This window comes from Azospirillum endophyticum (assembly GCF_016595245.1).
In the GTDB taxonomy this organism is placed as follows: domain Bacteria; phylum Pseudomonadota; class Alphaproteobacteria; order Azospirillales; family Azospirillaceae; genus Azospirillum; species Azospirillum endophyticum.
Genome location: NZ_JAENHM010000087.1, coordinates 51,766 through 76,281, shown reverse-complemented (window position 1 = coordinate 76,281; position 24,516 = coordinate 51,766). Strand labels below are relative to the sequence as shown.

Genomic DNA, 24,516 nt, shown 5'->3' with positions numbered 1-24,516 from the left:
CGGCATCATGAAGACCCGTTTCCTGATTGCCGCGCTGGCCCTGCTGGCCGGCGTCCCGGCCCTGACCATCGGCGTCGCCACCGGCGTCGTGGCCGCCGACAAGCCGATCGCCACCGCGACCGGCACCGGCACGGTGGGGGGGATCAAGGTCCCCTCCGCCAACCATCCGATCACCACGGATGTACCGGCCGAGGCGACCCACCGCGACATCACCGACGACCAGAAGCGCGTGCGCAACTATGCCGACCAGCCGCCGCTGATCCCGCATGCCATCCGCGACTACCAGATCGACCTGAACATCAACAAGTGCCTGACCTGCCACGACCGCCGCAACACGGCCGGCTCGCAGGCGCCGATGCTGTCGGTCACCCATTTCCAGGACCGTGACGGCCAGACCCTGGGCACGGTGGCAGCGCGCCGCTACTTCTGCACCCAGTGCCATGTGCCGCAGACCGACGCCCAGCCGATCGTTCCCAACAGCTTCCAAGACTTCGACTCGGTCCTGGGCCATGCCCAAGGCGGCCAGAAATGAAAATCCGCGACGCAGTGCTGTGCCTGTGGCGGCTGTTCGCCCGTCCCAGCGTCCATTTCGGCCTGGGTTTCCTGACGCTGGGCGGCTTCATCGCCGGCGTGGTGTTCTGGGGCGGCTTCAACACCGCGCTCGAAGCCACCAACAAGGAGGCCTTCTGCATCAGCTGCCACGAGATGCGCGACAATCCCTATGAGGAGCTGAAGCAGACCATCCACTTCACCAACCGGTCGGGCGTGCGCGCCAGCTGCCCGGACTGCCACGTCCCGCACCAGTGGACCGACAAGATCGCCCGCAAGATGCAGGCGTCGAAGGAGGTCTGGGGCAAGATCTTCGGCACCATCGACACGCGCGAGAAGTTCCTGGACAAGCGCCGCGAACTGGCCGAGCACGAATGGGCGCGGCTGAAGAACAACAATTCCCTGGAATGCCGCAACTGCCACAGCGCCGATTCCATGGACATCACCAAGCAGAACCCGCGCGCCGCCAAGATGCACGAGACCTATCTGTTCACCGGGCAGAACACCTGCATCGACTGCCACAAGGGCATCGCCCACCACCTGCCCGACATGCAGGGGATCGAGCCGGGCTGGAACATGAAGACCAGCGCCAAGTAAGGATTGCAATGCTGCATCGGCCCCGTCTCCGGAAGGAGCGGGGCTGTTTGCGTTTCACGGGAAACGGTCGGCTGGCGAATGCCCCCACCTAACCTCCCCCGCTGGGCGGGGGAGGGACTGCCGCCGCTCTCCCGGACAAGCGCCAATCTCCCTCCCCCGCCCAGCGGGGCAGGGTCGGGGTGGGGGCAGTCGAAGCCGAAACTCCTCATCCCAGCATCGCCACCGCGGATAGCGCCAGCAGCGTCACCAGCACCGCCTCCCCCAGCCCGACCAACCCGCGCAGCCCCAGCGCGATCACCCAGGTGGTCAGGTCGCGGCGGTGGCGAACCTCCTTCAGCAGGCGCTCCTGGATGCCGGCGACGGTGCGCCGCGTCGACAGGCTGGCGATGCCGCCCACCAGCGCCACCAATCCCGTGCCCAGCACGAAATACAAGGCACCCTTCCAGCCGGCGAAATGGTCGGGATCGTTCAGGTAATGCCCGGCGCCGACGATGATCCACACCGCAGCCGGCCAGACGCCGACGATCTCCGGACCGGGGCCTTCTCCCTTTGGCTCAGCGCCTTTCGGGTCATCGCTCCCCTTGCCCATCGCCGCCTCCTCAGCCGCCCGGCACATGGCGGTAGACCAGCACGCGCGTCGCCGGACCGCCCTCTACATCGGCCAGCGGCAACAGAAGCTCGACGAACTTCGCCCCCGGCAGCATCGGGTCGTCGCGCACCAGCAGGCAACGCGGCTCGCCGCTCTCCAGGCAGGCGTGCAGGTCGGACAGCCAGCGCTTGGCCGCCTGTTCCGGGTGGCAGTCGGTCACCCGACGCGTCGTCGGCCGTCCGGTCAGCCGGCGTTGCAGGGCCCGGCCGCAGGACTTGTACACGAAGTCGCCACCCTCGGCGGTCGGCTCCATCAGGGCGATGCGCGGCACGCTTTCCCGCACCTGGGCGGTGTCGATCTCGGTTGCCAGCGGCATGCGGCGCTTGCGCTTCAGCCTCACCCAATGGGTGTAGAGGGCACGGACCTGCGGCGTCTGCTCCGCGTCGATCACGTCGGCCCGACAGGGCGGCGGCGGGGCGTCGATCACCGGGGTGGCGACCGGCGCCGCGGCGAAGGCGGCGGCAGGCGGCACCGGTTGCGAGACCGGCTGGGTCACCGGCCGCGAGGCCGCGGCGGTGACCAGCATATGCCCCTGTCCGGCCGGCGTGTGGCCGATCCGGCCGCCATGCTTCTTCAGCATCGGCAGCGGCGCCCAGGCGCCGCAGGTGTGATAGCCCTTGGTGACGCGCCGGTAGTCCTGGCTGCTGGCGGTGCGGCACTCCCCCTCCACCCCGTGGCGGGCGACATGGACCAGGGTGTTGTCCTCCGACAGGGCGCGCTCGCCACCCCACGACACGCAGGCGGCGCAGGCGCGGCTGTCCTTGGCGAAGGCGTGGCTCATCGGGGCGTATCTCCAAAGGGGATCCGAAAAGGGAGAATGGGAATTGATGCCTCCCTTTCCCCAGCGGTTCAAGGGCCGCATAGCCCGGCAGTGCCCTGTCCGAGATTCAGTCATGCGAGGGTGACATCCATGCCACCCCTTCCCCCCCGGCCCCGAACCCCCTATAAGGGGGCCTTGCACGACATGCCCATCCCGCTCTCCGTCTCCGGTCCCCCGGCGCCGGGGGGTTTTCGGCTGACCACATTTCAGAGAAGCGGACCCATGCCCAAACGCACCGACATCAAATCCATCTGCATCATCGGCGCGGGTCCGATCGTCATCGGACAGGCATGCGAGTTCGACTATTCCGGCGTCCAGGCGTGCAAGGCACTGCGCGAGGAAGGCTACCGGGTCATCCTCGTCAACTCCAACCCGGCCACCATCATGACCGATCCCGGTCTGGCCGACGCCACCTACATCGAGCCGATCACCCCGGCGGTCGTCGCCAAGATCCTGGAGAAGGAGCGTCCCGACGCCCTGCTGCCGACCATGGGCGGCCAGACCGCGCTGAACACGGCGATGGCGCTGTCCGACGACGGCACGCTGGAGCGGCTCGGCGTGGAGATGATCGGCGCCAAGCGCGACGTCATCGCCAAGGCCGAGGACCGCATCCTGTTCCGCGACGCCATGGACAAGCTGGGCCTGGAATCGCCGAAGTCGCGCATGGTCCGCACCCTGACCGAGGCGACGGACGCCCTCGACCTCGTCGGGCTGCCGGCGATCATCCGTCCCAGCTTCACCCTGGCCGGCACCGGCGGCGGCATCGCCTACAACCGGGCGGAGTTCGAGGACATCGTGCGCGGCGGTCTGCGCGCCAGCCCGGTCGGCGAGGTGCTGATCGAGGAATCGGTGCTGGGCTGGAAGGAATACGAGATGGAGGTCGTGCGCGACGGCGCCGACAACTGCATCATCGTCTGCGCCATCGAGAACATCGATCCGATGGGCGTCCATACCGGCGACTCGATCACGGTGGCGCCGTCGCTGACGCTGACCGACAAAGAATACCAGATCATGCGCGACGCCTCGATCGCGGTGCTGCGCGAGATCGGGGTGGACACCGGCGGGTCGAACGTCCAGTTCGCGGTCAACCCGGCCAACGGCCGCCTGATCGTGATCGAGATGAACCCGCGCGTGTCGCGCTCCTCGGCACTGGCTTCCAAGGCGACCGGCTTCCCGATCGCCAAGATCGCCGCCAAGCTGGCCGTCGGCTATCGCCTGGACGAGCTGACCAACGACATCACCGGCACCACGCCGGCGAGCTTCGAGCCGACGATCGACTATGTCGTCACCAAGATGCCGCGTTTCACCTTCGAGAAGTTCAAGGGGTCGGAGCCGCTGCTGACCACCTCGATGAAGTCGGTGGGCGAGGCGATGTCGATCGGCCGCACCTTCCAGGAGTCGGTGCAGAAGGCGCTGCGCTCGATGGAGACCGGCCTGACCGGCTTCAACGAGCTGAAGATCGGCGGCGAGGAGAACCCGGACCGCACCGCCATCCGCGGCGCGCTCGCCACGCCGACGCCCGACCGCCTGCTGGTGATCGCCCAGGCCTTCCGCCACGGCTTCACCGTGGACGAGGTGCAGGCCGTCTCCAAATACGATCCGTGGTTCCTGGAGCAGATCAAGGAGATCGTCGACCGCGAGGCGGCGATCCGCGCCGACGGCCTGCCGACCGGCAAGGCCGGCTGGCTGAAGCTGAAGCAGATGGGCTTCTCCGACGCCCGTCTGTCCGAGCTGGCCAAGACCAGCGAGGCGGCGGTCGCGGCGGCCCGCCGCATGGCCGGCGTCACCCCGGTCTATAAGCGCATCGACACCTGCGCCGCCGAATTCGCCTCAGCCACGCCCTACATGTACTCGACCTACGAGACCGACGGGACCGGCGAGGCGGAATGCGAGTCCGACCCGACCGAATCGCGGAAGGTCGTCATCCTCGGCGGCGGCCCGAACCGTATCGGCCAGGGCATCGAATTCGACTATTGCTGTGTCCATGCCGTCTACGCCCTGCAGGAGGCCGGCATCGAGACCATCATGGTCAACTGCAATCCGGAGACCGTCTCCACCGACTACGACACCGCCGACCGCCTGTATTTCGAGCCGCTGACGGCCGAGGACGTGGTGGAGCTGGTGCGGGTCGAGCAACGCAAGGGCAATGTCCTGGGCTGCATCGTGCAGTTCGGCGGCCAGACCCCGCTGAAGCTCGCCGCCGCCCTTGAGGCCGCCGGCATTCCGATCCTGGGCACCTCGCCCGACGCCATCGACCTGGCCGAGGACCGCGAGCGCTTCCAGAAGCTGCTGGTCGATCTGAACCTGAAGCAGCCGGCCAACGGGCTGGCCCGCTCGCTGGAAGAGGCGCAGGCCGTGGCCGCCCGCATCGGCTTCCCCGTCGTCATCCGTCCGTCCTATGTGCTGGGCGGCCGGGCGATGGAGATCGTCCACGACATGGCCGGGCTCCAGCGCTACATGGGCACCGCCGTGCAGGTGTCGGGCAAGAACCCGGTGCTGATCGACAGCTACCTGCAGGACGCCATCGAGGTCGACGTCGACGTCGTCTGCGACGGCGCGCAAGTCTATGTCGCCGGCGTGATGGAGCATATCGAGGAGGCCGGCATCCATTCCGGCGACAGCGCCTGCGCCCTGCCGCCCTACACGCTGCCGGCCGACATCATCGCCGAGATCAACCGCCAGTCCGACGCGCTCGCCCACGCGCTGAAGGTGGTCGGGCTGATGAACGTGCAGTTCGCGGTCAAGGACGGCACCGTCTACATCCTGGAGGTCAACCCGCGCGCCAGCCGCACGGTGCCCTTCGTCGCCAAGGCCACCGGCACCGCCATCGCCAAGATCGCCGCCCGCGTCATGGCGGGGGAGAAGCTGTCCTCCTTCACCCTGAACGGCCCGACGCCGCCGCATACCGCGGTCAAGGAAGCGGTCTTCCCCTTCGCCCGCTTCCCCGGCGTCGACATCGTCCTGGGCCCGGAGATGAAGTCGACGGGCGAGGTGATGGGCCTCGACCACAACTTCGCGCTGGCCTTCGCCAAGGCGCAGCTCGGCGCCGGCGTCACCCTGCCGGTCAAGGGCAGCGTCTTCGTCTCGGTCAAGGACCGCGACAAGCCGGCCCTGGCGGTGATCTCCAAGAAGCTGCACGACATGGGCTTCCGCGTGCTCGCCACCTCCGGCACCGCCAAGGTGCTGAAGGATGCCGGCGTGCCGGCGGAGACCATCAACAAGGTGGTCGAAGGCCAGCCGCACATCGTCGATTCGATGATCAACGGCGACGTGCATCTGGTCATCAACACCACGGAAGGCGCCCAGGCGCTGTCCGACAGCTTCAGTCTGCGTCGCACCGCACTGACCTACAACATTCCGTATTACACCACGGTGGCGGGAGCACGCGCGGCAGTGGAAGCGATCGCCGCACTCCGGAACGGCAGCCTTGAAGTCGCCCCGTTGCAGTCGTACCTTAGCGGATCGTATTAAGGACGGACGACGGCGCGGCGGACCTCCTCCGCGCCGTCTTCGTCCCTAATGTCGCTCTCTGGACAGGTCGAACGACTGCAAGCGGTGATGGACCGAACATGGAAAAAGTTCCGATGACAGCGGCGGGCTTCAACCGCCTCCAGGAGGAATTGAAGCACCTTAAGATCACCGAACGCCCGGCGGTCATCAAAGCCATCGCGGAAGCCCGCGAACATGGCGACCTTTCGGAAAACGCCGAGTACCACGCGGCGCGCGAACGTCAGAGCTTCATCGAAGGCCGCGTGCTGGAGCTTGAGGACAAGATCAGCCGGGCGGAGGTCATCGACCCGTCCAAGCTGACGGGCAGTACCGTGAAGTTCGGTGCGACCGTGACCCTGGCCGACCAGGACACGGACGAGGAGACGACCTATCAGATCGTCGGCCAGGACGAGAGCGACATCAAGAACCGCCTGCTGTCGATCCAGGCACCGCTGGCCCGCGCCCTGATCAACAAGTCCGTCGGCGACAGCGTCGAAGTGTCCACCCCCGGCGGCTCCAAGCTGTACGAGATCGTATCGGTCGAGTTCCGTTGAGGCTCTGACCCACTCCTCCGGATTGTCCCCTCTCCTCACGCCGGAGAGGGGACATCAGGCGACCATCACCCCCCGAGCTTCTCCTTGAAGAAGTCCATCACCCGCCGGATCGCGTCCGAGCGGGCGTCTTCGTCGGTGCCGACATGGGCGGTGCCACCGGGGGCGGTGGCGAGATCCTTGCGCTTGCGCACCGGGGCGTCGGGGGCGTCGAAGCCGTGATAGGCGTCGGGGTAGACCACCAGGTCGACCTTCTCCTTGACCCCGGCGCGGCCGGCCAGCTCGACGCAGCTTTCCGGCGGGGTCCAGTCGTCCTTGCCGCCGACCAGCAGCAGCAGCGGACCGTCGGGCTGCCAGTCGTCGTTGCTCAGCGACGCCTTGCAGCCGGGGTAGAAGGCCGCCGCGGCGCGGAAGCCGCCCTCCTCCGTCCCGGCCGGGCCATCCTCGCCGGCGCCATAGGCGGCGAGCACGCTGCTCGCCCCCTGCGACCAGCCGATCAGGCCGATGCGGTCATGATCGACCTCCGGCCGCTTGCGCAGGAAGGCCAGTGCCCCCCAGGCGTCGCGCTTGCGCTCGGCCGTGGCGCGGACGGTGCGGTCCTTCAGCGCGGTGGTGCAGACCTCCTCCACGTCGCGCGGCCCGAAGCTGTCGACCATCAGCACCTCGTAGCCCTGGCGCTGCAGGTGGGTGGCCCACCAGACATGGCGTGGCGACACCCGGCCGTTGCGAGCATAGAGGCCGCCGCAGCCATGCAGCATGACCACCGCCGGATGCGGGCTGTTCCCGGCGGGACGCAACAGGCGACCGCTCAGCATCGTCGGCGCCCCCCCGGTCAGATCCCCGTCGATGGAGGGGAAACGCACGATCTCCTCGGCATGGACGCCGACGGCGGCCTGCGCGGTCCCCGTCAGGGCCAGCTCCTCAAGACCGATCAACCCGGCACCGGCACACAGCACCGCGCCCAACACAGCCGCGCGCCCGCGGGCGGAAGCCTTCATTCTGCAACGTCCCCGACTGCCGGCGCCGGCCGGGACGGCGGCGCTCGCGGTTGCAATATTAAACCTCCGCGATGCGGAAGGCCATGGGTGGCCCGCAATTGTCCCCAAGGACCGCCCCGCTCAATGGCGACGGCTGCCTTGCCGTGGCGTTTGCGCTAGGGTGCGGTCCCATGACCGATGCCCCCGCCCCGCCCCCGCAGCCGTCCCCCATCCCGCCCTTCGGCGCCTTCTGCCTTTATTGGCTGCGGCTGGGGCTGACCAGCTTCGGCGGGCCGGCCGGGCAGATCGCGATGATGCAGAGCGAACTGGTCGACCGCCGCCGCTGGATCGATCAGACCCGCTTCCTGCACGCGCTGAACTTCTGCATGCTGCTGCCGGGGCCGGAGGCGCAGCAGCTCGCCACCTACATCGGCTGGCGGCAGTATGGGGTGCGGGGTGGGCTGGTGGCGGGCGGGCTGTTCGTCCTGCCGGGCGCGCTGGTTCTGCTGGCTCTGTCCTGGATCGCCGCCGCCCATGGCAGCACCGGGCTGGTCGGCGCCCTGTTCGACGGCATCAAGCCGGCGGTGGTGGCGATCATCGCCGCCGCGGTATGGCGGATGGGCCGCCGCACGCTGAAGGGGCCGGCGGCCGTCGCCATGGCCGCCGCCGCCTTCCTGGCGCTGTTCGTGCTGCACCTGCCCTTCCCGCTGGTCATCGGCGCCGCGGCGGTCGTCGGCGGCGTAACGGCGCACACCGGCCGCCACTGGTTCGCCCACCCGCACCCGCTGTCGGAGGGCGATGCCGCCACCCTGGAGGAGCCGGCCCCCAGGCTTGGCCGGCTGCTCGCCCTTGCCGGCCTGTTCGTCGTTCTGTGGGCGGTGCCGGTCGGGGCGGTGCTGCTGGCCTTCGGCAGCGACCCCTGGCGCGGCATCGCGGCACTGTTCACCAAGGCGGCCTTCGTCACCTTCGGCGGCGCCTATGCCGTGCTGCCCTACATCGCCAGACAGGCGGTGGACGCCTATGGCTGGCTGAGCCCGCGGGAGATGGTCGACGGCCTGGCGCTGGCCGAGACGACTCCGGGGCCGCTGATCCTGGTCACGCAATATGTCGGTTTCTTCGCCGGCTGGAACCGGCCGGGCGTTCTGCCGCCGGGGTTGGCAGGGATGCTTGGGGCGGCGCTGACGACCTACGTCACCTTCCTGCCCTGCTTCCTGTTCATCTTCGCCGGCGCCCCCTATGTCGAGCGGCTGATCCACAACCGTCCGGCCGCGGGGGCATTGGCCGCCATCGCCGCGGCGGTGGTGGGGGTGATCCTGAACCTGGGCGTCTATCTGGGGATCGCGGTGCTGCTGCCGGACGGACAGACGGCGGGGCACAGGATCTGGATCTGGGCGATCATGCTGGCGGCGCTTTACGCGCTGACACGGCGCAACGCGGCGATCCACTGGGTGGTCCTGGGGGGAGCGGCGGCAGGCCTTCTCCAGGCGCTCGCCGCATCTTCCCTCTAGATCGGATCGCGTAAAATCGGAATCGATTCGAAGCGTGAATCCGATCGCCGAATAGAGGCTTCAGCTTCGTGCGTTCCATCGTGAACGCACGAAGCTGCAAAGCGAAACGCCGATCCCGGTCAGCGCCGGGTGGCGCGGGCGGGCGTCTCGTCCTCGACGAAATCCTCGTCCTCGTCGTCCTCGGTCCCTTCCGGGATGTCGGGCGAGTCGACGTCTATCGGAACGCCGGGGGTGTGCTTGCTGGTGCGGATCGACAGGGCCGACTTGACATGGGCGACGTTGGGCGCCGCCGTCAGCTTGGTGGTCAGGAAGCGCTGGTAGTCGTCCCAGTCCTCCGCCACGATCTTCAGGACGAAATCATATTCGCCGGCCAGCATGTTGCACTCACGCACGAGCGGCCAGCTGTTGACGAGCTCCTCGAATTTCTTTAGGTCCGCTTCGGCCTGGCTGCTGAGGCCGACCTGGGCGAACACCGTGACGCCGAACCCCAGTGCGTCGGGGTTGACGTCGGCGTGGTAGCCACGGATGAATCCCGCCTCCTCCAGCGCGCGGACGCGGCGCAGGCAGGGCGGAGCGGAGATGCCGGCACGTCGGGCAAGCTCCACATTGGTCATCCGGCCGTCGTTCTGCAGATCGCGCAGAATCCGACGGTCAATTCGGTCGAGTTTGACCCGCCGCATGGTTTACTCGGTCGCTCCGGGGGTGATTTGAAGAAAGGATATTACACGGGCATGGTGTCTACGCCAAGACGGAAACCCCTGCAAGGGCGAGCAACCCGGATAACGGTCTTTTCGCCGCAGCCCTTCCGCCCGGGGCATTCCCCCTCTTCGAAGCTTCAACGATCCGAGTCCTCATGCAACCTTTGACCTGCTGGGTCGTGTCGGACGGCAAGGCCGGCATGGAAAACCAGTGCATCGGTCTGGCGGAGTCGCTTGGCCTGACGCCCGTCGTCAAGCGCGTCCACCTGCGCACGCCGTGGCGCCAGTTGACCCCCTATTGGCGCATCGGCAACCGCTTCGCCGCCGGCCCCAAAGGCGATCCGGTGGAACCGCCCTGGCCCGACCTGCTGATCGGCAGCGGCCGGCAGTCCATCGCCGTCTCGCTGGCGGTGCGCCGGCAGTCGGGCGGCCGGACCTTCACCGTCCAGATCCAGGATCCGGTGATGAACCCGCGTCATTTCGACCTGATCGTCGTGCCGCGCCACGACAAGCTGCGCGGCGACAACGTGATGGTGACGCGCGGCGCGCTGCACCGGGTGACGCCCGCCATCCTGGCCGGCGCGGCCGAGCGTTTCGGCCCCCGTCTGGCGCATCTGCCGCACCCGCGCATCGCCGTGCTGATCGGCGGCGACAACGGCGTCTACCGGCTGACGCCCACCATCATGGGCGACGTGGCCGAACGGCTGGCCAACCTGACGCGCAGCCATGGCGCCGGGCTGATGGTCACCCCGTCGCGCCGCACCGGCGCCGACAACGAGGCGATCCTGCGCGCCCGCCTGTCCGGCCTGCCGGCGGAGGTGTGGGACGGCAGCGGCGAGAATCCCTATTTCGCTTATCTCGGTCTCGCCGACGCGGTGGTGGTGACCTGCGACAGCGTGTCGATGATCTCGGAAGCCTGTTCCACCGGCAAGCCGGTCTATGTGATCGAACTGGACGGTGGATCGCCCAAGTTCCGCGCCTTCCATGACGGGCTGTACCAGGACGGCATCACCCGGCCCTTCGACGGGTCGCTGGACCGTTGGGACTCCCCGCCGCTGAACGAGACGGAGGTGGTGGCCGACGAGGTGCGCCGCCGCCTGTCGGCCCACCGGAAGCGCTTCGGCCTGTCCTGATGAGCCGGCGGGCATGACAAGCCGGCGGGGCGCGGCGCGGCCAATGCGCGCACTCTGCCGGCAAGACCGGTTTGCTGCGGAGTTCCAGCATGCGCCATGCCATAAGCGCAGGCAGACCGGCCGTCTCCAAAACCACGGTCCGGGCCGTCCTTCCATCCGGAACCTCCGCTGCCATGACCAGCCCCGACGCCGTTTCCGCCTCCTTCCTGCGCTGCCTGGAGAACAGCCGGCTGTTCGACAGGCCGTATAATCACTGGCTGCTGTCCGGGGCCTTGCCGGAAGAAACCGCCGGCGCCATCGCCGACCTGCCCTGGGGAGCGCCCCCGGTGTCCGACACCTACGGCAAGCGCGAGACCAACAACGCATCGCGCACCTATTTCGGCGAGGAGAACCGCACCACATACGCGGTGTGCGAGACGGTCGCCCAGGCCTTCCAGAGCCGCCCGGTGGTGGAGGCGATCCAGAAGACCTGCAGCGTCGACCTGACCGGCACCAGCCTGCGCATCGAATATTGCCAGGACACCGACGGCTTCTGGCTGGAGCCGCACACCGACATCGGCGTCAAGAAATTCACGATGCTGATCTATCTCTCGAAGGGACCGAACTGCGCCCATTGGGGCACCGACGTGCTGGACGGGAACCGGACGGTCGTCGCCCGCGCGCCCTACGCCTTCAATGAAGGGCTGGTCTTCATCCCCGGAAGCAATACTTGGCATGGCTTCGAGAAACGTTCGATCGACGGCGTGCGGAAATCGATCATCGTGAACTATGTCGGTCCCGAATGGCGAGCACGGCAAGAATTGTGCTTCCCCGACAAAGCTGTTGCATAAAACTTCCGCCGTGGTTAAGTGACGCCGGTTTTGGGGGGCAAAGCCACCGTCGGCACGCTCTTTGGGAGTTTTGTACCCATGTCCATGCTTGATCTGGACAAGTTCCGCGCCACCCCCCTGCAGCATGATCCCTATGATTTCCTGTGCGTTCCGGGCTTCGTGAAGCGGGAGTGCCTTGAAGAGCTGCACCGCGACTATCCCAAGGTGGACAGGCCCGGCTCAATCCCGCTGGGGGTCTTCCCCCAGGGGCCGAGCTTCGACCGGATGATCGACGAACTGAAGGGGCCGGAGGTCTGCAAGGCCTTCTCCGACAAGTTCGGACTCGACCTGTCGCCCTACCCGACCATGTTCACGGCGCGCGGCATGTGCCGGCCGACCGACGGCAAGATCCACCCGGATTCGGCCAGCAAGATCATCACCGTGCTGATCTACATGAACCCGCCCTGGGAGGCCGCCGGCGGCCGCCTGCGCATCCTGCGCTCCCAGAACCTGGAGGATTATGCCGCCGAGGTCCCGCCGGAGGAAGGCACGCTGATGTGCTTCCGCCGCAGCGACACCTCCTGGCACGGCCACTACCCCTTCGAAGGCCAGCGCCGCGCGATCCAAATGAACTGGGTCAAGGGCAGCGTCTATATCTGGCACGAACAGTGGCGCCACCGGGTCGGCGCCTGGGCGAAGGGCGTCTTCGGCGGCCAGTCGAAGGGATATTGACGGAATCGGCGGGGAAAGGCCTAAGCAGGTTTCCCCAGATCGGGCCACGGGCCCGGCCTGGAGAAACCTGCGGACTCTATGGTTTTGCAGGTTTTCCGAGCCCGCCCATGTGTGGGCGGAGTTCGGAAAACCTGCTTAGGGGCCGTGGCGCCCCTCAGTCGATCAGATCCTCGACCTCGCGGATGCGGCCGTTGTCGATCATGAACTGAACCAGTTCCGGGCGCTGCTTGCCGAGCGTGCGATGACGCTGGCGGACGGCGGCGACCAGGTCGCCGTTGCGGCCGAGGATGTCGTCGGCGAATTCGATCATGCGCAGGTTGGGCCAAGTCTGGGCACGGATGGCGACCACGGCGCCCACCGCGTCGGCCGCCGGCAGATCGGGACGGGCCTGGGCCAGGATCATGGTCAGCGCGGCGGTTGAGCGCGACACGCCGGCATGACAGTGAACCAGCAGATGGCGGCAATCCGCCGGCTCGGCCAGCAGGTCGCGGCCGAAGGCCAGGATGCGCTCCACGTCGGAGCGAGCCGGGGCGATCTGGCCGCGGGTCGGTTCGATGACGTCGTGGAAACGCAGTTCCAGCCGCTCATGCTCGCCATAAGCGCCGAACTCGCTCGGCTCCGTCATCCCGGGGTCGAGAATGGACAGGACGTGGCTGACCTTGCCGCCGCCGAAATTGCAAAGCTCGCTGAGACCGCAGACGGTCAGGCCGAAAGGCACGAAATCGCTGGCCATCATTCTCTCATTCGATTGCAGGGTAGGAAGACGATAGGGCCGGGGAGCCGGCATTTGGCACCCGCCGCCCCGCCCCCGTCAACCCGCCAACCGTTCGTACACGCGATCGTCACGATCGGCGCCGGTGCTCCTCCACCGCCCTGTCAAGCCTCCCCACCGACCTCCTCTTCGCTCTCCGGACCGGCGGCTTCGCCGTCCGGCGGCGACACCGGGCGCGGGGGGCGGGTGCGCAGCTTCTTCAGCAGCAGCGAGAAGGGCTTCAGCGCGGTGTCCATGATGGTCTGGTCGCCCTCCAGCCGCGACAGCAGGAAGGCGCCGGCTTCCAGGGTGGAGACGCTGTCGCGCCGCGGCTCCTTGCGCGCCTGCCCGTAGAGGGAGCGGAATTGCGGATTCAGCACGATGCGGTGGCATTTCAGCAGCCAGGCATTGCGCCACCACAGGGTCTTGGCCTGGCTCCAGGTGCCGTCCAGGACGATCACCCCTTCCAGGTCGCCCAGAATCCCGGCGCTGTCGCGGAGCGGCTGGCCGTTCTTGTCGACCACCCCCACCTCCGGCCGGGGAGCGCCGCCGTCCTTCACCGGACCGAGATACAGCACGCCCCAGCGCCTTGGATCGACCTCGCGCCCCAGGATGCGCTTCAGCCCCGGCCAGCTCAGTCCGACCTTCACCATCGAGTTGGCGAACTGCAGATGGGCGATCTGGGCGGTGCCCAGATTTTCCCGCTTCTCCTGCGGGTGCTGCAGGATCAGCAGGAACACGCCGTTCTTGATCGGCTGCACTGCCTCGCAAATGCACAGGTGATTAGGCTTTAGGCAGTTCGGGCAAGACTCGGGTGCGGGGGCGCTGTGCATGGGAGGTACGCATTCCTTGAAGGGGATTGACCGCGAATATGGGTTGGAACGCTGCGGAAGGGAACACATCTCACACGGAAGGCGGCGATGCTCGGTCGAAGAGCGGTGGCCGTCGCGGCGTGTACGACAGATCCCCCCGAGATTCCCTCGTGTCATCCCTGTTCATGTGGGTTCAAGTGGCTTCGTATAAACCGTTTGTAGAGATTTCTTCGTGTGTCATGGAACTCGTGTGACGCGCTTAACAGCTGGCCTGGAACTTGCGTAGTTATGATCCAGGCAAACAGGACGACGGGTGGGCCAGGACCGGCCTTGCAGGCTGATCCGCGGTGCCATCCGGCGCTCAGAAGGAGACCTGCCATGCTGCCCGCCCACCTTGCCGACCGCCTGCTGAAGCAGCGCCGCGATGCCGACAGCGCGGAATTCGCCCGCCAGCTGCCGCTCTACGCCCCGCTGGATGCGCCAATGGATGCGGATGACCCGCGCTGGATGACCGAACCGGACGGAGCGGAGCAGCCCGCCCGCCGTGAGCCGGATTGGGCGACCACCTACTGATCGGCATTCACCGCGCGACAGCCGGGTTGCGGTGATCCGACGATCGATCCTGTCGGCGACTCTGTCGCTTGTCGGACATCGATTGCCGGGCCGGCCATAGCCCCGGGTCGCCATCCGCGGCTTGCCCAAGGCCGCTTCCACTCCCGCTCCCCACGTCGCGCCAGCCCTCACCATCCCAGGCGAGGGTCCAGCTGCCCGGGCGTCCGCCCCGGCAGCGCTCCAGCGCGACGGACCAGCGTGGCGCTCCCAGCCCCGGCAGGCCTCCGGCCGGGTGCGGGGCGGCATCCTCCTCATCCAGGCTGTGGGCAGCGTTCAGGCGCCAGCGGGTGACCGCGGCGCTGAGCCCCTCCGCCCGTCCGCCCTTGATTCGGCCTCCCGGCATGCCTGCGCTCGACTCCAGCAACACGCCGGTCACTCCCGACGACTCGGCAGCCAGCTGCAACCGCCGGCTGGCGGTGAGATCCAGCCCCTCCACCTCGCCGAGCACGACCGACAGGGCCGGGCAGCGCAGCGCTTCCTCCATCGCCCACAGCGCATCGACCGCCCGCACCGCCCGCACCGCCACCAGCCGGTCGGGCATCAGCCCATAGGCCGCCAGCCCGGGGGCATACAGGTCGCGCCCGCGCAGGATCCACAGAGCCGGCGCCTTCGGCGTCGCCAACCGGGCCAGCAGCACCGCGGCGAACCCGGTGCCAGCCCCCGGATCTTCCGTTGTCACCGCATGCAGGCAGCCCAACGGCAACCCGCCGTCGGGCAGATGGCCGTCTACGGAAGCGATCCCGAACGGCAGCGTCCGCCCGCCCTCGCCACCCGCCCCCTCGATCCGGCGGATGCGTGCGCGCAGATCGGCCAGCACGCCGACTCGGTCGCGTGACTCAGCTTGCGTAGGCTGGGAAAGGGGCGACAGGACAGGCATGACCCGGCTCCGCTCGACAGGCATATGTTCCTGATATGTTCTATCATGGAGCCATGTCGAGGGGGAGTCCGGGATTTCCGTCTTGTTCTGTGACTGATTGCCCTGGCTTTCTCGGCCCTGTCTCAGTTGGCGATGGGCGTGGCGCCGATCTTGCCGCGCGGGGCCGCCTTGATGGTCGGGCCGGCATTGTCCACCGGCTTCGCCAGGGTGGTGGAGGTGCCGCGGCTGCCGCGCGGGGTGGTGCCCTTCAGGCTGAGCAGGTGCAGGCGGACATAGGCGGTGGATCCGCCGGCCTTCACCGCCACCCAGTCGCTGTTGCGCACCCGGCCCAGCGTGGTCACCGCCTGCCCCGTCCCCAGCGTGGCGATGACGCCGGCACCGGCCGACGGCTGGGCGTAGGCCGGGGTCGGCTTGTCCACTTGCCATTCCCCATAGATCGGCTCCAGCCCGGTTCCGGTAGCGGGCGCGGTGCGCACGGTCGGCGGATTCGGGATCCGCTGGTACGGCATGCAGCCGGGAACCATCAGCGTGGCCAGAGCCACCATCAGCGGAAGGGAACGCACACGCCGGAACATCGCTCACCTTGAGATGGATCGGTGCTTTGAAGGGATAGGGGGACAGGGAGGATATGGACCTTCGGCGCGACCATACAGGACGCGGCTCCCTCTTCGCCACCGCAGCGCACTCGGAGTCGCTATGCGCTTTTTGAGGCGCGTCCCCCAATCAGGAAAAATCGGCGCAAATACGATCTTTTCCGGCACCGTCTCGCGCCGGAGTCCTGGCCGCCTCGCACATCTCGAACATCGCGACGGCGCCCTCGGAGAGCAGCGAGGTTGCCGCGCAGCCTCATGGGTCCGGATGCGCGCTACGGGAAAATACGGGAAAAGGCGGCAGGCGGGTGTCGCTTGCCGCCTTTTCCTTTCGGCAAGAAAGGGGGAGAGCCTGCTCTCATACCAATGCCGGAAAGTTCCGACCTTTGGGCGGCACTTTCCGGCCCCTCAGACGCCGGGCGGCCCGCTTCCGCGGGCCTTGGCTTCGCGGGCATGTGCCCGCGCGGCCGCAGTCGCGGCCGTACCAGAGCCGAAAAGTCGAAACTTTTCGGCTCTGCTCTCAGACCGCCCGGCTGTGCCGACCGGCGCCCTTGGACAGGTGGGCGTCGAAGCGGGCGGCGACGATGCGCATCAGGGGGCGGGCGCTCTCCGGCACATGAACGCGCCTCCCTTCCACCACCGCGACGCCGTCGGCGACCAGATCGGCCATACCCTCCAGTTCCGTGTCGAAGGTGGAGTCCGCCAGACCATGGGCGCGGGCGATGGCGGCGGTATCGACCGACAGGTCGCACATCAGCCGCATGATCAGGTCGCGACGCAGCGTGTCGTCCGCGGTGAGCGCGATGCCCTTGCCGGTGGGCAGGCGGCCTTCCTCGATGGCCGTGGCGTATTGGTCGAAGGGCACGGCGTTCTGAACATAGCCCTGCGGCAGCGCGCCGATGGAGGAGGAGCCGAAACCCAGCAGCACCTCGGCGTCGTCGGTGGTGTAGCCCTGGAAGTTGCGGCCCAGCCGCCCTTCCTCCTGCTGTACCGCCAGCTCGTCGCCTGGACGGGCGAAATGGTCGAGACCGATGGCGCTGTAGCCGGCGGCCGAAAGGGTGTCGGCAATGGCGGCGAACTGCTCCCACCGGCCGAGCGAGCCGGCCAGCGCCGATTCGTCGATCTTCTTCTGGTGGGTCTTCATCCACGGCACATGGGCGTAGCCGAAGACCGACAGCCGGTCGGGCGCCATCTCCAGCGCGATCCCGGCGGAGCGGGTGACGCTCTCCACCGACTGGTGCGGCAGGCCGTACATCAGGTCCAGATTGACGCTGGCAATGCCGGCCTCCTTCAGCCAGGCCAGCGCCTGTTCCGTGACGGCACGCGGCTGGACACGGTTGATCGCCTGCTGCACCGTCTCGTCGAAATCCTGCACGCCCAGCGAGGCCCGGTTGACCCCGGCGCGGCCCAGCGCCGCCGCCATCTCCGCCGTCAGGGTGCGGGGGTCGATCTCCACCGCCAGTTCGGCATCGGCGGCGACGTCGAAGCGGGTGCGCAGCAGCGCGATCATCGCCTCGAAATCGTCCGGCGCCATCATGGTCGGGGTGCCGCCGCCGAAATGGATGTGGCGCACCGCCAGCCGGCCGGGGATGCGGTCGGCCACCATGGCGATCTCCTGCCGCAGGTGGCCGAGATACTCGGCGATCGGGGCGTAGCGCGCGACGATCTTGGTGTGGCAGCCGCAGTACCAGCACATCTTCTGGCAGAAGGGGATGTGCAGATAGAGCGATCCCGACCGCGTCGGATCGATCGCTTCCAGCCAGCCGCCATAGACGTCGCCGTTCACCTCGGGCGTGAAGTGCGGCGCGGTCGGGTAGCTGGTGTAGCGCGGCACCCGCAACCCGTCATACTTGGCGAGCAGCGCGGCATCCACGCCATGGGCGACACCGTGGGAGAGGGACGGGGCGGCGGGGGCCGGCTGTACGGCCAGAGCGGAGATGGCGTTCATGAGCGACAGAGTGCCGCAGTCCCCCTACCCCCGCCTTGATCCACGTCAAGACCGTGGGGACCGCCTCTTCAGCGCTTCGCCGCAGCTGCGGCCAGACGTTGCTCCAGATGCTCGTGCAGCAGGTTCAGGTTCATCCGGTTGGCCTTGAAGGCGATGTCGAACACGGTGCCCAGCACCGGGACCGACCCGCCGGCCCAGTCCAGCAGCACGTTGAAGACCATGCGGGCCACCAACGCCTTGGGCAGGCCGAAGCGGGACGCCTCGACGATGATGTAGGCGGAAACCAGCGCGGTCGCCGTGTCGCCCGCCACCGGCACCAGGCTGGCGATGCCGTCCAGCCCGACCGGGATGCGGGTGAAGGGGATGCGCCAGCGGGTGTCCATCAGCCGGGCCAAGCGGCGAAGCCGCTCCAGCCGCTGGAAATCCATGGGGATGGAACCGCCGGCTCCCTCCGTCGGGGGGGCTTCGGCAACGGCGCGCCGGCGTGTGCGCATGGCGTCGATCATCGCATGTCCCCCGATCCGTCGGTCCCGCGCCTGCCGCGCGACGTCCCGCAAGGAAAGAACCCGCGGATGCCCCCGCCGGTTCCGCCATCGGCCACAAAGTTCATGAGCCCGATGGATATTGCGTGACATCGCCGGTGACGATGATCCCGGCACCGCCCCCCTCAGGCCGCAGGGACAGCCGCCCGCGCCCGCCTGGTTCCGGCCGCATGGAGCAGTGCATAGCCGACCAGCGCCGAGACGAGCGAACCGGTCAGCACGCCCAGCCGCACCGCCACCGCGTGCTGCGGATCGGCGAAGGCCAGCGTCCCGATGAACAGGCTCATGGTGAAGCCGATGCCGGTCAGCACGGCGACGCCGTAGATCTGCCCCCAGCTGGCGCGCGCCGGCCGCTCGACCACACCGACATGCACGGCGACCCACACGGCCAGGAACACGCCCGTCTGCTTGCCCAGGAACAGGCCGAGCGCGATGCCCAGCGGCACCGGTTCCAGCAGGCTGGCCGGGGTGATGCCGTCCAGCGGCACGCCGGCATTGGCCAGCGCGAAGACCGGCATGATGAGGAAGGCGACCCAGGGATGCAGGGCATGCTCCAGGCGATAGAGCGGCGCGTCTTCGGCCCGCTTGCCGTCGCCGCCCTCCACCCGCAAGGGAATGGCAAGGGCCAGCACCACGCCGGCCAGCGTGGCGTGGATGCCCGATTTCAGCACGCACACCCACAGGACCAGCCCCAGCAGCAGATAGGGCGACAGCGAGCGCACCCCCGCCCGGTTCAGCAGCCACAGCCCGACGGCCGATGCCGCCGCCAGCCCCAGCGCCAGCGGCACCAACCCATGGCTGTAGAAGACGGCGATGATCACGATGGCGCCCAGATCGTCCATGATCGCCAGCGCCAGCAGGAAGACGCGCAGGCTGCCCGGCACGCGGTTGCCCAGCAGGGCCAGCACGCCCAGCGCGAAGGCGATGTCGGTGGCCGCCGGGATCGCCCAGCCCTGCAGGGCGCCCGGCTCCGCCTGGGCGAACAGGCAATAGACCAGCGCCGGCACCGCCATGCCGCCCAGCGCCGCGATGCCCGGCAGCATCGCCTTGGCCGGGCTGGACAATTCGCCTTCCAGCACCTCGCGTTTGATCTCCAGCCCGACCAGCAGGAAGAAGATCGCCATCAGCCCGTCGTTGATCCACAGGATCAGCGGCTTGTTCAGACCGGCGCCACCTGCCGTCACCGCCACCTTCGTCGCCAGGATCGTGTCGTACAGCGGGGCCGCCGGAGAATTCGCCCACAGCAGGGCGAGCACCGCCGCAACCATCAGGACCACGCCGCTGGCGCTCTCGGTTTTCAGGAAGGTGGCGAGGCGTCTCAACGTCATCGTGTCTCGTCTTTCCGGGCTCTTGGTCGAAAGGAATAGATGGCACCGTCAGGCTTTCGTTGGAAGACGCTGAGGTCGGAAAAATCCCCGTGCGGAAGAGCAGCAGAGCATCGCGGCGAATTGACGCGCCTCAGCATCTAAGCTGCTGCTGCCGCTCCGATTTCCGACCTCGAATACTTGAAGTGAGTCGGGCTTATGTCTTTTGATCGCTGGCGATGCCTGAAGCCAGCCGACACAATTCGCCCAACAGCATCAGCAGGGCCGATGGACGATCAGCCACAAGGCAATCGGCCACAAGGCCCTGGGCAAGGCCGGGAAACGGCCGCCGGTTCCGGAGGAAACGACCATGACCACGCTTTACTGCGCCTGCTGCGGCAGGCCGTTCATCCGCACGTCCGCCCGCGGCCCTGCGCCGTTCTACTGCTCCCAGGATTGCCGGCTTCAGATGGCGATCCGCCGGCGTGCCTGGAGCGATCGGACCGACAGCAGGACGGCAACCCGACGGACCGTCGAGCGGCACGAGGGGGAGCAAACCGATTCGGCCGCCTTCGGCCGCATCCCCGCCACAGCGGGCGGACAGCGGACCGCCGCCTCCTGGAGATGAAACGGACACCCCCCGGAACGGCGGGGAAGCGGCGGTAACAAAGCGGCAGAATGGCGGAAAAATGGAACTGGCCCCTCTTGCAGCGGGCCGCGGCCGGCCTCATGTCGTCGCGGTCACGCTGGCGCCCGCGGTGCCGGCGTGCAGCCATGTCGACTGCCCCCATTTGACCGCCGGAGCCCCGCCCCTTCATGCTCGACCTGCTCGCCGACCCGAATGTCTGGGCCAGCCTTCTGACGTTGACCGCGTTGGAGATCGTGCTGGGCATCGACAACATCATCTTCATCTCGATCATGGCATCGAAGCTGCCGCCAGAACGGCAGCACAGCGCGCGGCGCGTCGGCCTGGCGCTGGCACTGCTGACCCGCCTGGCCCTGCTGGCCTCCATCGCCTGGGTGGCGCAACTGACCCAGCCGCTGTTCACCGTCGCCGGCTGGGAGGTTTCGGGACGCGACCTGATCCTGGTCCTGGGCGGGCTGTTCCTTCTGGCCAAGGGCACGCTGGAGATCCATCACACCGTCGAAGGCCATGAGGAAGGCGGATCGGCGCCCAAGCACGCCACCTTCACCTCGGTCGTCGTCCAGATCATGTTCCTGGACATCGTCTTCTCGCTCGACAGCGTCATCACCGCCGTCGGCATGTCGGACCATCTGCCGGTGATGGTCGCCGCCGTCGTCATCGCCATGGCGGTGATGCTGTTCGCCTCCGGCCCGGTCGGCGACTTCGTCAACCGTCACGTCACGGTGAAGATGCTGGCGCTGTCCTTCCTGCTGCTGGTCGGCGTGGCGCTGGTGGCGGACGGCCTGGGCTTCCACATTCCCAAGGGCTACCTGTACTTCGCCATCGCCTTCTCCACCCTGGTGGAAGCGCTGAACCTGCTGGCCCGGCGCAAGCGAAGCGCGGCACATTGACGATGAAGGGGGCGGCGCGAAAAGCGTCGCCCCCTTCATCTCCCCGGTCACGCCTTGGCGCGTTCGGCCATCAGATGCTCGTAGGCGACCTTGACCAGGTCGCGGATCGACACGATGCCGACCGCGCGCTTGCCCTGGGTGATGGGCAGATGGCGGTAATGCTTGTCGTGCATCAGCGTCAGCGCGTCGACCGCGTCGGCATCGGGCGGCAGGCTGTCGGGGTTGCGGGTCATCACCGCACCGACCTCCACCGCCGACGGGTCGAGGTCCTTGGACAGCACCTTGTTGTTCAGGTCGCGCTCGGTGACGATACCGATCAAGGCACCGTGGTTGACCACCAGCACTGCGCCGATGTTCTTGTCCGCCATCATCTTCGACACGGTGGCGACGGAGGTGTCCTCCGGTACCAGGATCAGTTCCTGCGACTTGACGACGTCCGGAACCAGCTTGCGTTTCATGACTCCCCCGGGGTCTGGTTGTTGCAGGCTAGACTGTAGCCAAAGCGGACGATCGGGGAGAACAACGGCAATGCTGAAAATGCGCCGCCGATTGTCGCAGGCAGACCTTACGAATACTTACGAAGCTTTGGATGAGGCGAATGCCGGCCCGGCCGATGCCTGCCGCCCGGCGATCACCATGCCCAGCGCCAGCAGCAAGGTCCCCAGCATCACCGCGCCGGCCGCCCCCAGCAGCGCGGCGTTGAAGCTGCCGGTGCGCGTCACCACCAGACCGGCCGGCAACGGCCCGATGATCTGCCCCAGCCCGTAGGCAGCGGTCAGCGCCCCGACCACCCGCGCCGACGCGCCGGCCGACAGCTGCCGCCCCAGCGCGAAGGCCTGGGAGACGATGCCGACGAAGGTGCCGCCGAACAGCAGCGCCGAGATGACGGAAGCGGTCGGCGAGCCGGTCATCGGCAGCAGGATGGCCACCGTCTGCGTCAGGTGCGCCAGGATCAGCGACCACCAGCTGCTCGACCGCCGGGCGACGGCGGCCCAGAACACCCCGGCCCCCATCGCTCCGATCCCGACGACCATCCAGGCGGCCTCGCCGATCGCTGCGGTGCCGGGATCGGTCTTCAGGATCGACACCAGGAAGGTGGCCGAGACGATATAGCCGCCGCCCTCCAGGAAATAGGCGAGCGTCAGCAGCAGCAGCGGCGCCGACAGCCTGCCCGTCCGCGCCGGGGAGGCCCCTTCCGCCTTCGCCGCAGCCGCCGGGCGTTGCGGGGCCGGATCGCGCACCCAGAGGCCGGGCATCACCCCCAGCACGGCGCAGATCGCCCCCAGCGCCAGCCAGTCGCCGTTCCAGCCCAACTGCCCGCCGAACAGCGCGACGAACAGTCCGGACGAGGCGATGCCCAGCCCGATCCCGGTGTAGAGCCAGCCGGCCAGCCGTTCCCCGCCACCGCGGGCGAGCGTGTCCAGCACCATGGCGATGCCCAGGATGAAGATGCCGGCGCTCGATGCCCCAGACAGGAAACGCAGGACTAACCAGATCGGCATCGCCTGCCCGGCATCGCCGAAATCGCCCCCCATCGCCGCGGTGGTGGCGACGCTGACCACCAGCGACAGCCGGAAGACGGCGGTTCGCGTGGCGCCGTGCGGCACCAGCCCGGCGCCCAGCGCCCCGACGAAATAACCCAGATAGTTCAGCGAGGCGAGCAGCCCCGCGCCATCAGCCCGCAGCCCGGTGGCGTCCTGCATCGCCGGCAGGATCGGGGTGAAGGCGAAACGCGCGATCCCCATCGCGATGGCAAGCCCGATCAGGCCGCCGACCAGCACCCGAACCATGATCCACGCCCTCTCGGTTTTCGGCCGGCTCGTTTGACCAGGAACCGTTCGGCCAGCCGATTGATTTGACATCCATCATCGCCGCGGCACAGCCCTCATTTCCAATGAATTGTTCTGATGATAAGCTCCACTTTCAGTGATGGGTGGTATGCGTTGCGGCGAGGGAGAGCGAGCGATGGATCTGGCCGGTTTGCGGGTGGTCAAGGCGGTGGCCGACACCGGCAGCGTCAGCCGGGCGGCGGAGACGCTGAACTGCGTGCAGTCCAACGTCACCGCGCGGATCAAGCGGCTGGAGGAGGATCTGGGCGTCGACCTGTTCCGGCGCTTCAGCCGCGGGATGGAGCCGACGCCGGCCGGCCGGGTCCTGAGCGGCTATGCCGACCGGGTGCTGCGGCTGGTCGCCCAGGCCCGCGACGCGGTTGCGGAAGCCGCCGGGCACGGCGGGCGGCTGGCGGTGGGCAGCATGGAATCGACCGCCGCGGTGCGGCTGCCGCCGATCCTGGCCCGCTTCCACCGCGACCATCCCGACGTGGAACTGACCATCGCCCCCGGCCCGACCGAGGTCCTGCTGGCGGACGTGCTGGCCGGACGGCTGGACGGCGCCTTCGTCGGCGGCGAGGTGGCCCACCCGGACCTGGTCGCCCGGCGCATCTTCGACGAGGAGCTGGTTCTGGCCGAACCCGCCGCCGGGCTGACCACCGATTCCGCGCGCCGCACCCTGATCGCCTTCGGCCGCGCCTGCGCCTATCGCGGCCGGGCGGAGATGGCGATGCGCGAGGCCGGCCGCGTGCCCTTCCGGGTCATGGAGTTCGGGGCGCTGGACGCCATCCTGGGCTGCGTCGGCGCCGGCATGGGGGTGACGGTGATGCCGCGGTCGGTGGTGGAGCGCGACCCCTGGCGCGAGTTGCTGGCGGCCCGGCCGCTGCCCGATGCCCTCGCCCGCATGCCGACCCAGTTCGTGCGCCGCGCCGACGCCATCGAGACCGGCAGCCTGCGCGCCTTCCTGGAGGCGTTTTCCGAAGCCCGGCATCAGGCCCTGACCCTGACCGGGCCTTGCCCCGGCCCTTGCCCGGCCCTTGAATGATGCCGCCAGGGGTGCGACAGGGCCGCCCACATCACGCGCGGGGTTGAACGGCTCGTCGGCGGCGTGCTAGGCAGGCGCGGGTTTGCCATCCGGCCCGATGCCCTGCGCGTGCCCATTCCCGGGAAACGGCTCCGATCGGCCCCGATGGGCGAGAGCGG

25 protein-coding genes are annotated in these 24,516 nt (G+C 68.2%); 12 read left to right on the top strand and 13 right to left on the bottom strand.

The genetic code is table 11. From position 1 onward, the window contains the following. Positions 1 to 7: 7 nt before the first annotated feature. Together JHL17_RS34345 and JHL17_RS34340 are read left to right on the top strand one after the other, a co-directional pair. On the top strand, positions 8 to 532 hold the full coding sequence (locus JHL17_RS34345; protein WP_200199149.1) for a nitrate reductase cytochrome c-type subunit: 525 nt from the start codon (positions 8 to 10) through the stop codon (positions 530 to 532). Next, positions 529 to 1,146: a NapC/NirT family cytochrome c gene (locus JHL17_RS34340; protein ID WP_200199148.1), complete on the top strand. Its 618-nt coding sequence runs from the start codon at positions 529 to 531 to the stop codon at positions 1,144 to 1,146. The genes JHL17_RS34345 and JHL17_RS34340 overlap by 4 nt, the downstream gene beginning before the upstream one ends. 205 nt (positions 1,147 to 1,351) lie before the next feature. Here the strand turns inward: JHL17_RS34340 and JHL17_RS34335 are convergent, their stop codons facing one another. Next, positions 1,352 to 1,735, bottom strand: a complete 384-nt coding sequence (locus JHL17_RS34335) for a hypothetical protein (protein WP_200199147.1) — start codon at positions 1,733 to 1,735, stop codon at positions 1,352 to 1,354. 10 nt (positions 1,736 to 1,745) lie between these two features. After that, positions 1,746 to 2,576, bottom strand: a complete 831-nt coding sequence (locus JHL17_RS34330; RefSeq protein WP_200199146.1) for a PAS domain-containing protein — start codon at positions 2,574 to 2,576, stop codon at positions 1,746 to 1,748. A gap of 261 nt (positions 2,577 to 2,837) precedes the next feature. Here JHL17_RS34330 and carB point away from each other — a divergent pair, with 261 nt between their 5' ends. Continuing rightward, positions 2,838 to 6,086: a carbamoyl-phosphate synthase large subunit gene (carB, locus tag JHL17_RS34325; RefSeq protein WP_200199145.1), complete on the top strand. Its 3,249-nt coding sequence runs from the start codon at positions 2,838 to 2,840 to the stop codon at positions 6,084 to 6,086. A 98-nt stretch (positions 6,087 to 6,184) separates the two neighbouring features. Next, positions 6,185 to 6,658 (top strand): transcription elongation factor GreA, encoded by a 474-nt coding sequence (gene greA, locus JHL17_RS34320; RefSeq protein WP_200199144.1) that lies wholly within the window; start codon positions 6,185 to 6,187, stop codon positions 6,656 to 6,658. A gap of 65 nt (positions 6,659 to 6,723) precedes the next feature. On the opposite strand, the gene JHL17_RS34315 is transcribed toward greA, so the two are convergent. Continuing rightward, the gene (locus JHL17_RS34315; protein WP_200199143.1) at positions 6,724 to 7,653 is read right to left on the bottom strand and encodes a dienelactone hydrolase family protein; all 930 of its coding nucleotides are present in this window, start codon (positions 7,651 to 7,653) and stop codon (positions 6,724 to 6,726) included. Between the two features lie 170 nt (positions 7,654 to 7,823). On the opposite strand from JHL17_RS34315, the gene chrA reads away from it, so the two are divergent. After that, positions 7,824 to 9,140, top strand: a complete 1,317-nt coding sequence (chrA, locus tag JHL17_RS34310) for a chromate efflux transporter (RefSeq protein WP_200199142.1) — start codon at positions 7,824 to 7,826, stop codon at positions 9,138 to 9,140. Between the two features lie 119 nt (positions 9,141 to 9,259). On the opposite strand, the gene JHL17_RS34305 is transcribed toward chrA, so the two are convergent. Then, positions 9,260 to 9,820 (bottom strand): Lrp/AsnC family transcriptional regulator, encoded by a 561-nt coding sequence (locus JHL17_RS34305; RefSeq protein ID WP_200199141.1) that lies wholly within the window; start codon positions 9,818 to 9,820, stop codon positions 9,260 to 9,262. Between the two features lie 173 nt (positions 9,821 to 9,993). On the opposite strand from JHL17_RS34305, the gene JHL17_RS34300 reads away from it, so the two are divergent. The 3 genes from JHL17_RS34300 (at position 9,994) to JHL17_RS34290 (ending at position 12,512) form a co-directional block, all read left to right on the top strand. Continuing rightward, complete coding sequence (locus JHL17_RS34300; protein WP_200199140.1) at positions 9,994 to 10,971, top strand: mitochondrial fission ELM1 family protein; 978 nt, start codon at positions 9,994 to 9,996, stop codon at positions 10,969 to 10,971. 173 nt (positions 10,972 to 11,144) lie between these two features. Beyond that, positions 11,145 to 11,801 (top strand): 2OG-Fe(II) oxygenase, encoded by a 657-nt coding sequence (locus tag JHL17_RS34295; protein ID WP_200199139.1) that lies wholly within the window; start codon positions 11,145 to 11,147, stop codon positions 11,799 to 11,801. A 78-nt stretch (positions 11,802 to 11,879) separates the two neighbouring features. Continuing rightward, on the top strand, positions 11,880 to 12,512 hold the full coding sequence (locus tag JHL17_RS34290) for a 2OG-Fe(II) oxygenase (protein WP_200199138.1): 633 nt from the start codon (positions 11,880 to 11,882) through the stop codon (positions 12,510 to 12,512). Positions 12,513 to 12,666: 154 nt separating this feature from the next. Here JHL17_RS34290 and JHL17_RS34285 read toward each other — a convergent pair whose 3' ends face one another. Together JHL17_RS34285 and JHL17_RS34280 are read right to left on the bottom strand one after the other, a co-directional pair. Further along, entirely contained in the window at positions 12,667 to 13,248 is a 582-nt protein-coding gene (locus JHL17_RS34285; RefSeq protein ID WP_247894024.1) for a tyrosine phosphatase family protein, read from the bottom strand. 140 nt (positions 13,249 to 13,388) lie between these two features. Next, the gene (locus tag JHL17_RS34280) at positions 13,389 to 14,096 is read right to left on the bottom strand and encodes a tRNA-uridine aminocarboxypropyltransferase (protein ID WP_247894023.1); all 708 of its coding nucleotides are present in this window, start codon (positions 14,094 to 14,096) and stop codon (positions 13,389 to 13,391) included. Between the two features lie 357 nt (positions 14,097 to 14,453). On the opposite strand from JHL17_RS34280, the gene JHL17_RS34275 reads away from it, so the two are divergent. Then, positions 14,454 to 14,648, top strand: coding sequence for a hypothetical protein (locus JHL17_RS34275; protein ID WP_200199136.1), 195 nt, complete (start codon positions 14,454 to 14,456; stop codon positions 14,646 to 14,648). 7 nt (positions 14,649 to 14,655) lie between these two features. On the opposite strand, the gene JHL17_RS37815 is transcribed toward JHL17_RS34275, so the two are convergent. The 5 genes from JHL17_RS37815 to nhaA form a co-directional block, all read right to left on the bottom strand. Beyond that, the gene (locus tag JHL17_RS37815; RefSeq protein ID WP_200199135.1) at positions 14,656 to 15,564 is read right to left on the bottom strand and encodes an ImuA family protein; all 909 of its coding nucleotides are present in this window, start codon (positions 15,562 to 15,564) and stop codon (positions 14,656 to 14,658) included. Between the two features lie 122 nt (positions 15,565 to 15,686). Continuing rightward, positions 15,687 to 16,127, bottom strand: coding sequence for an SH3 domain-containing protein (locus tag JHL17_RS34265; protein WP_345773937.1), 441 nt, complete (start codon positions 16,125 to 16,127; stop codon positions 15,687 to 15,689). A gap of 547 nt (positions 16,128 to 16,674) precedes the next feature. Further along, positions 16,675 to 18,102: an oxygen-independent coproporphyrinogen III oxidase gene (gene hemN, locus JHL17_RS34260; RefSeq protein ID WP_200199133.1), complete on the bottom strand. Its 1,428-nt coding sequence runs from the start codon at positions 18,100 to 18,102 to the stop codon at positions 16,675 to 16,677. A gap of 68 nt (positions 18,103 to 18,170) precedes the next feature. Beyond that, positions 18,171 to 18,608 carry a DUF4112 domain-containing protein gene (locus tag JHL17_RS34255; RefSeq protein WP_200199132.1) on the bottom strand — a complete coding sequence of 146 codons (438 nt, stop codon included), beginning with the start codon at positions 18,606 to 18,608 and terminating at the stop codon, positions 18,171 to 18,173. A gap of 161 nt (positions 18,609 to 18,769) precedes the next feature. Next, the gene (gene nhaA, locus JHL17_RS34250; protein ID WP_200199131.1) at positions 18,770 to 19,972 is read right to left on the bottom strand and encodes a Na+/H+ antiporter NhaA; all 1,203 of its coding nucleotides are present in this window, start codon (positions 19,970 to 19,972) and stop codon (positions 18,770 to 18,772) included. 346 nt (positions 19,973 to 20,318) lie between these two features. Here nhaA and JHL17_RS34245 point away from each other — a divergent pair, with 346 nt between their 5' ends. Further along, positions 20,319 to 20,576, top strand: coding sequence for a hypothetical protein (locus JHL17_RS34245; RefSeq protein ID WP_200199130.1), 258 nt, complete (start codon positions 20,319 to 20,321; stop codon positions 20,574 to 20,576). A 188-nt stretch (positions 20,577 to 20,764) separates the two neighbouring features. Continuing rightward, positions 20,765 to 21,484 carry a TerC family protein gene (locus tag JHL17_RS34240; protein WP_200199129.1) on the top strand — a complete coding sequence of 240 codons (720 nt, stop codon included), beginning with the start codon at positions 20,765 to 20,767 and terminating at the stop codon, positions 21,482 to 21,484. A gap of 47 nt (positions 21,485 to 21,531) precedes the next feature. Here the strand turns inward: JHL17_RS34240 and JHL17_RS34235 are convergent, their stop codons facing one another. Together JHL17_RS34235 and JHL17_RS34230 are read right to left on the bottom strand one after the other, a co-directional pair. Further along, complete coding sequence (locus JHL17_RS34235; protein ID WP_200199128.1) at positions 21,532 to 21,942, bottom strand: CBS domain-containing protein; 411 nt, start codon at positions 21,940 to 21,942, stop codon at positions 21,532 to 21,534. 117 nt (positions 21,943 to 22,059) lie between these two features. Beyond that, positions 22,060 to 23,274 carry a YbfB/YjiJ family MFS transporter gene (locus JHL17_RS34230; protein WP_200199127.1) on the bottom strand — a complete coding sequence of 405 codons (1,215 nt, stop codon included), beginning with the start codon at positions 23,272 to 23,274 and terminating at the stop codon, positions 22,060 to 22,062. Between the two features lie 175 nt (positions 23,275 to 23,449). Between JHL17_RS34230 and JHL17_RS34225 the strand changes: the two genes are divergently transcribed. Beyond that, a complete protein-coding gene (locus tag JHL17_RS34225; protein WP_247894022.1) occupies positions 23,450 to 24,358 on the top strand; it encodes a LysR family transcriptional regulator in 909 nt (302 codons plus the stop codon). The last annotated feature ends 158 nt before the right edge of the window (positions 24,359 to 24,516 follow it).

Excerpts from the sequence above, each read along its gene's own strand:
- JHL17_RS34345 (WP_200199149.1), top strand. The coding sequence starts at position 8 with ATGAAGACCCGTTTCCTGATTGCCGCGCTGGCCCTGCTGGCCGGCGTC.
- JHL17_RS34340 (WP_200199148.1), top strand. The coding sequence starts at position 529 with ATGAAAATCCGCGACGCAGTGCTGTGCCTGTGGCGGCTGTTCGCCCGT.
- JHL17_RS34335 (WP_200199147.1), bottom strand. The coding sequence starts at position 1,735 with ATGGGCAAGGGGAGCGATGACCCGAAAGGCGCTGAGCCAAAGGGAGAA.
- JHL17_RS34330 (WP_200199146.1), bottom strand. The coding sequence starts at position 2,576 with ATGAGCCACGCCTTCGCCAAGGACAGCCGCGCCTGCGCCGCCTGCGTG.
- carB (WP_200199145.1), top strand. The coding sequence starts at position 2,838 with ATGCCCAAACGCACCGACATCAAATCCATCTGCATCATCGGCGCGGGT.
- greA (WP_200199144.1), top strand. The coding sequence starts at position 6,185 with ATGGAAAAAGTTCCGATGACAGCGGCGGGCTTCAACCGCCTCCAGGAG.
- JHL17_RS34315 (WP_200199143.1), bottom strand. The coding sequence starts at position 7,653 with ATGAAGGCTTCCGCCCGCGGGCGCGCGGCTGTGTTGGGCGCGGTGCTG.
- chrA (WP_200199142.1), top strand. The coding sequence starts at position 7,824 with ATGACCGATGCCCCCGCCCCGCCCCCGCAGCCGTCCCCCATCCCGCCC.
- JHL17_RS34305 (WP_200199141.1), bottom strand. The coding sequence starts at position 9,820 with ATGCGGCGGGTCAAACTCGACCGAATTGACCGTCGGATTCTGCGCGAT.
- JHL17_RS34300 (WP_200199140.1), top strand. The coding sequence starts at position 9,994 with ATGCAACCTTTGACCTGCTGGGTCGTGTCGGACGGCAAGGCCGGCATG.
- JHL17_RS34295 (WP_200199139.1), top strand. The coding sequence starts at position 11,145 with ATGACCAGCCCCGACGCCGTTTCCGCCTCCTTCCTGCGCTGCCTGGAG.
- JHL17_RS34290 (WP_200199138.1), top strand. The coding sequence starts at position 11,880 with ATGTCCATGCTTGATCTGGACAAGTTCCGCGCCACCCCCCTGCAGCAT.
- JHL17_RS34285 (WP_247894024.1), bottom strand. The coding sequence starts at position 13,248 with ATGATGGCCAGCGATTTCGTGCCTTTCGGCCTGACCGTCTGCGGTCTC.
- JHL17_RS34280 (WP_247894023.1), bottom strand. The coding sequence starts at position 14,096 with ATGCACAGCGCCCCCGCACCCGAGTCTTGCCCGAACTGCCTAAAGCCT.
- JHL17_RS34275 (WP_200199136.1), top strand. The coding sequence starts at position 14,454 with ATGCTGCCCGCCCACCTTGCCGACCGCCTGCTGAAGCAGCGCCGCGAT.
- JHL17_RS37815 (WP_200199135.1), bottom strand. The coding sequence starts at position 15,564 with ATGCCTGTCCTGTCGCCCCTTTCCCAGCCTACGCAAGCTGAGTCACGC.
- hemN (WP_200199133.1), bottom strand. The coding sequence starts at position 18,102 with ATGAACGCCATCTCCGCTCTGGCCGTACAGCCGGCCCCCGCCGCCCCG.
- JHL17_RS34255 (WP_200199132.1), bottom strand. The coding sequence starts at position 18,608 with ATGATCGACGCCATGCGCACACGCCGGCGCGCCGTTGCCGAAGCCCCC.
- nhaA (WP_200199131.1), bottom strand. The coding sequence starts at position 19,972 with ATGACGTTGAGACGCCTCGCCACCTTCCTGAAAACCGAGAGCGCCAGC.
- JHL17_RS34245 (WP_200199130.1), top strand. The coding sequence starts at position 20,319 with ATGACCACGCTTTACTGCGCCTGCTGCGGCAGGCCGTTCATCCGCACG.
- JHL17_RS34240 (WP_200199129.1), top strand. The coding sequence starts at position 20,765 with ATGCTCGACCTGCTCGCCGACCCGAATGTCTGGGCCAGCCTTCTGACG.
- JHL17_RS34235 (WP_200199128.1), bottom strand. The coding sequence starts at position 21,942 with ATGAAACGCAAGCTGGTTCCGGACGTCGTCAAGTCGCAGGAACTGATC.
- JHL17_RS34230 (WP_200199127.1), bottom strand. The coding sequence starts at position 23,274 with ATGGTTCGGGTGCTGGTCGGCGGCCTGATCGGGCTTGCCATCGCGATG.
- JHL17_RS34225 (WP_247894022.1), top strand. The coding sequence starts at position 23,450 with ATGGATCTGGCCGGTTTGCGGGTGGTCAAGGCGGTGGCCGACACCGGC.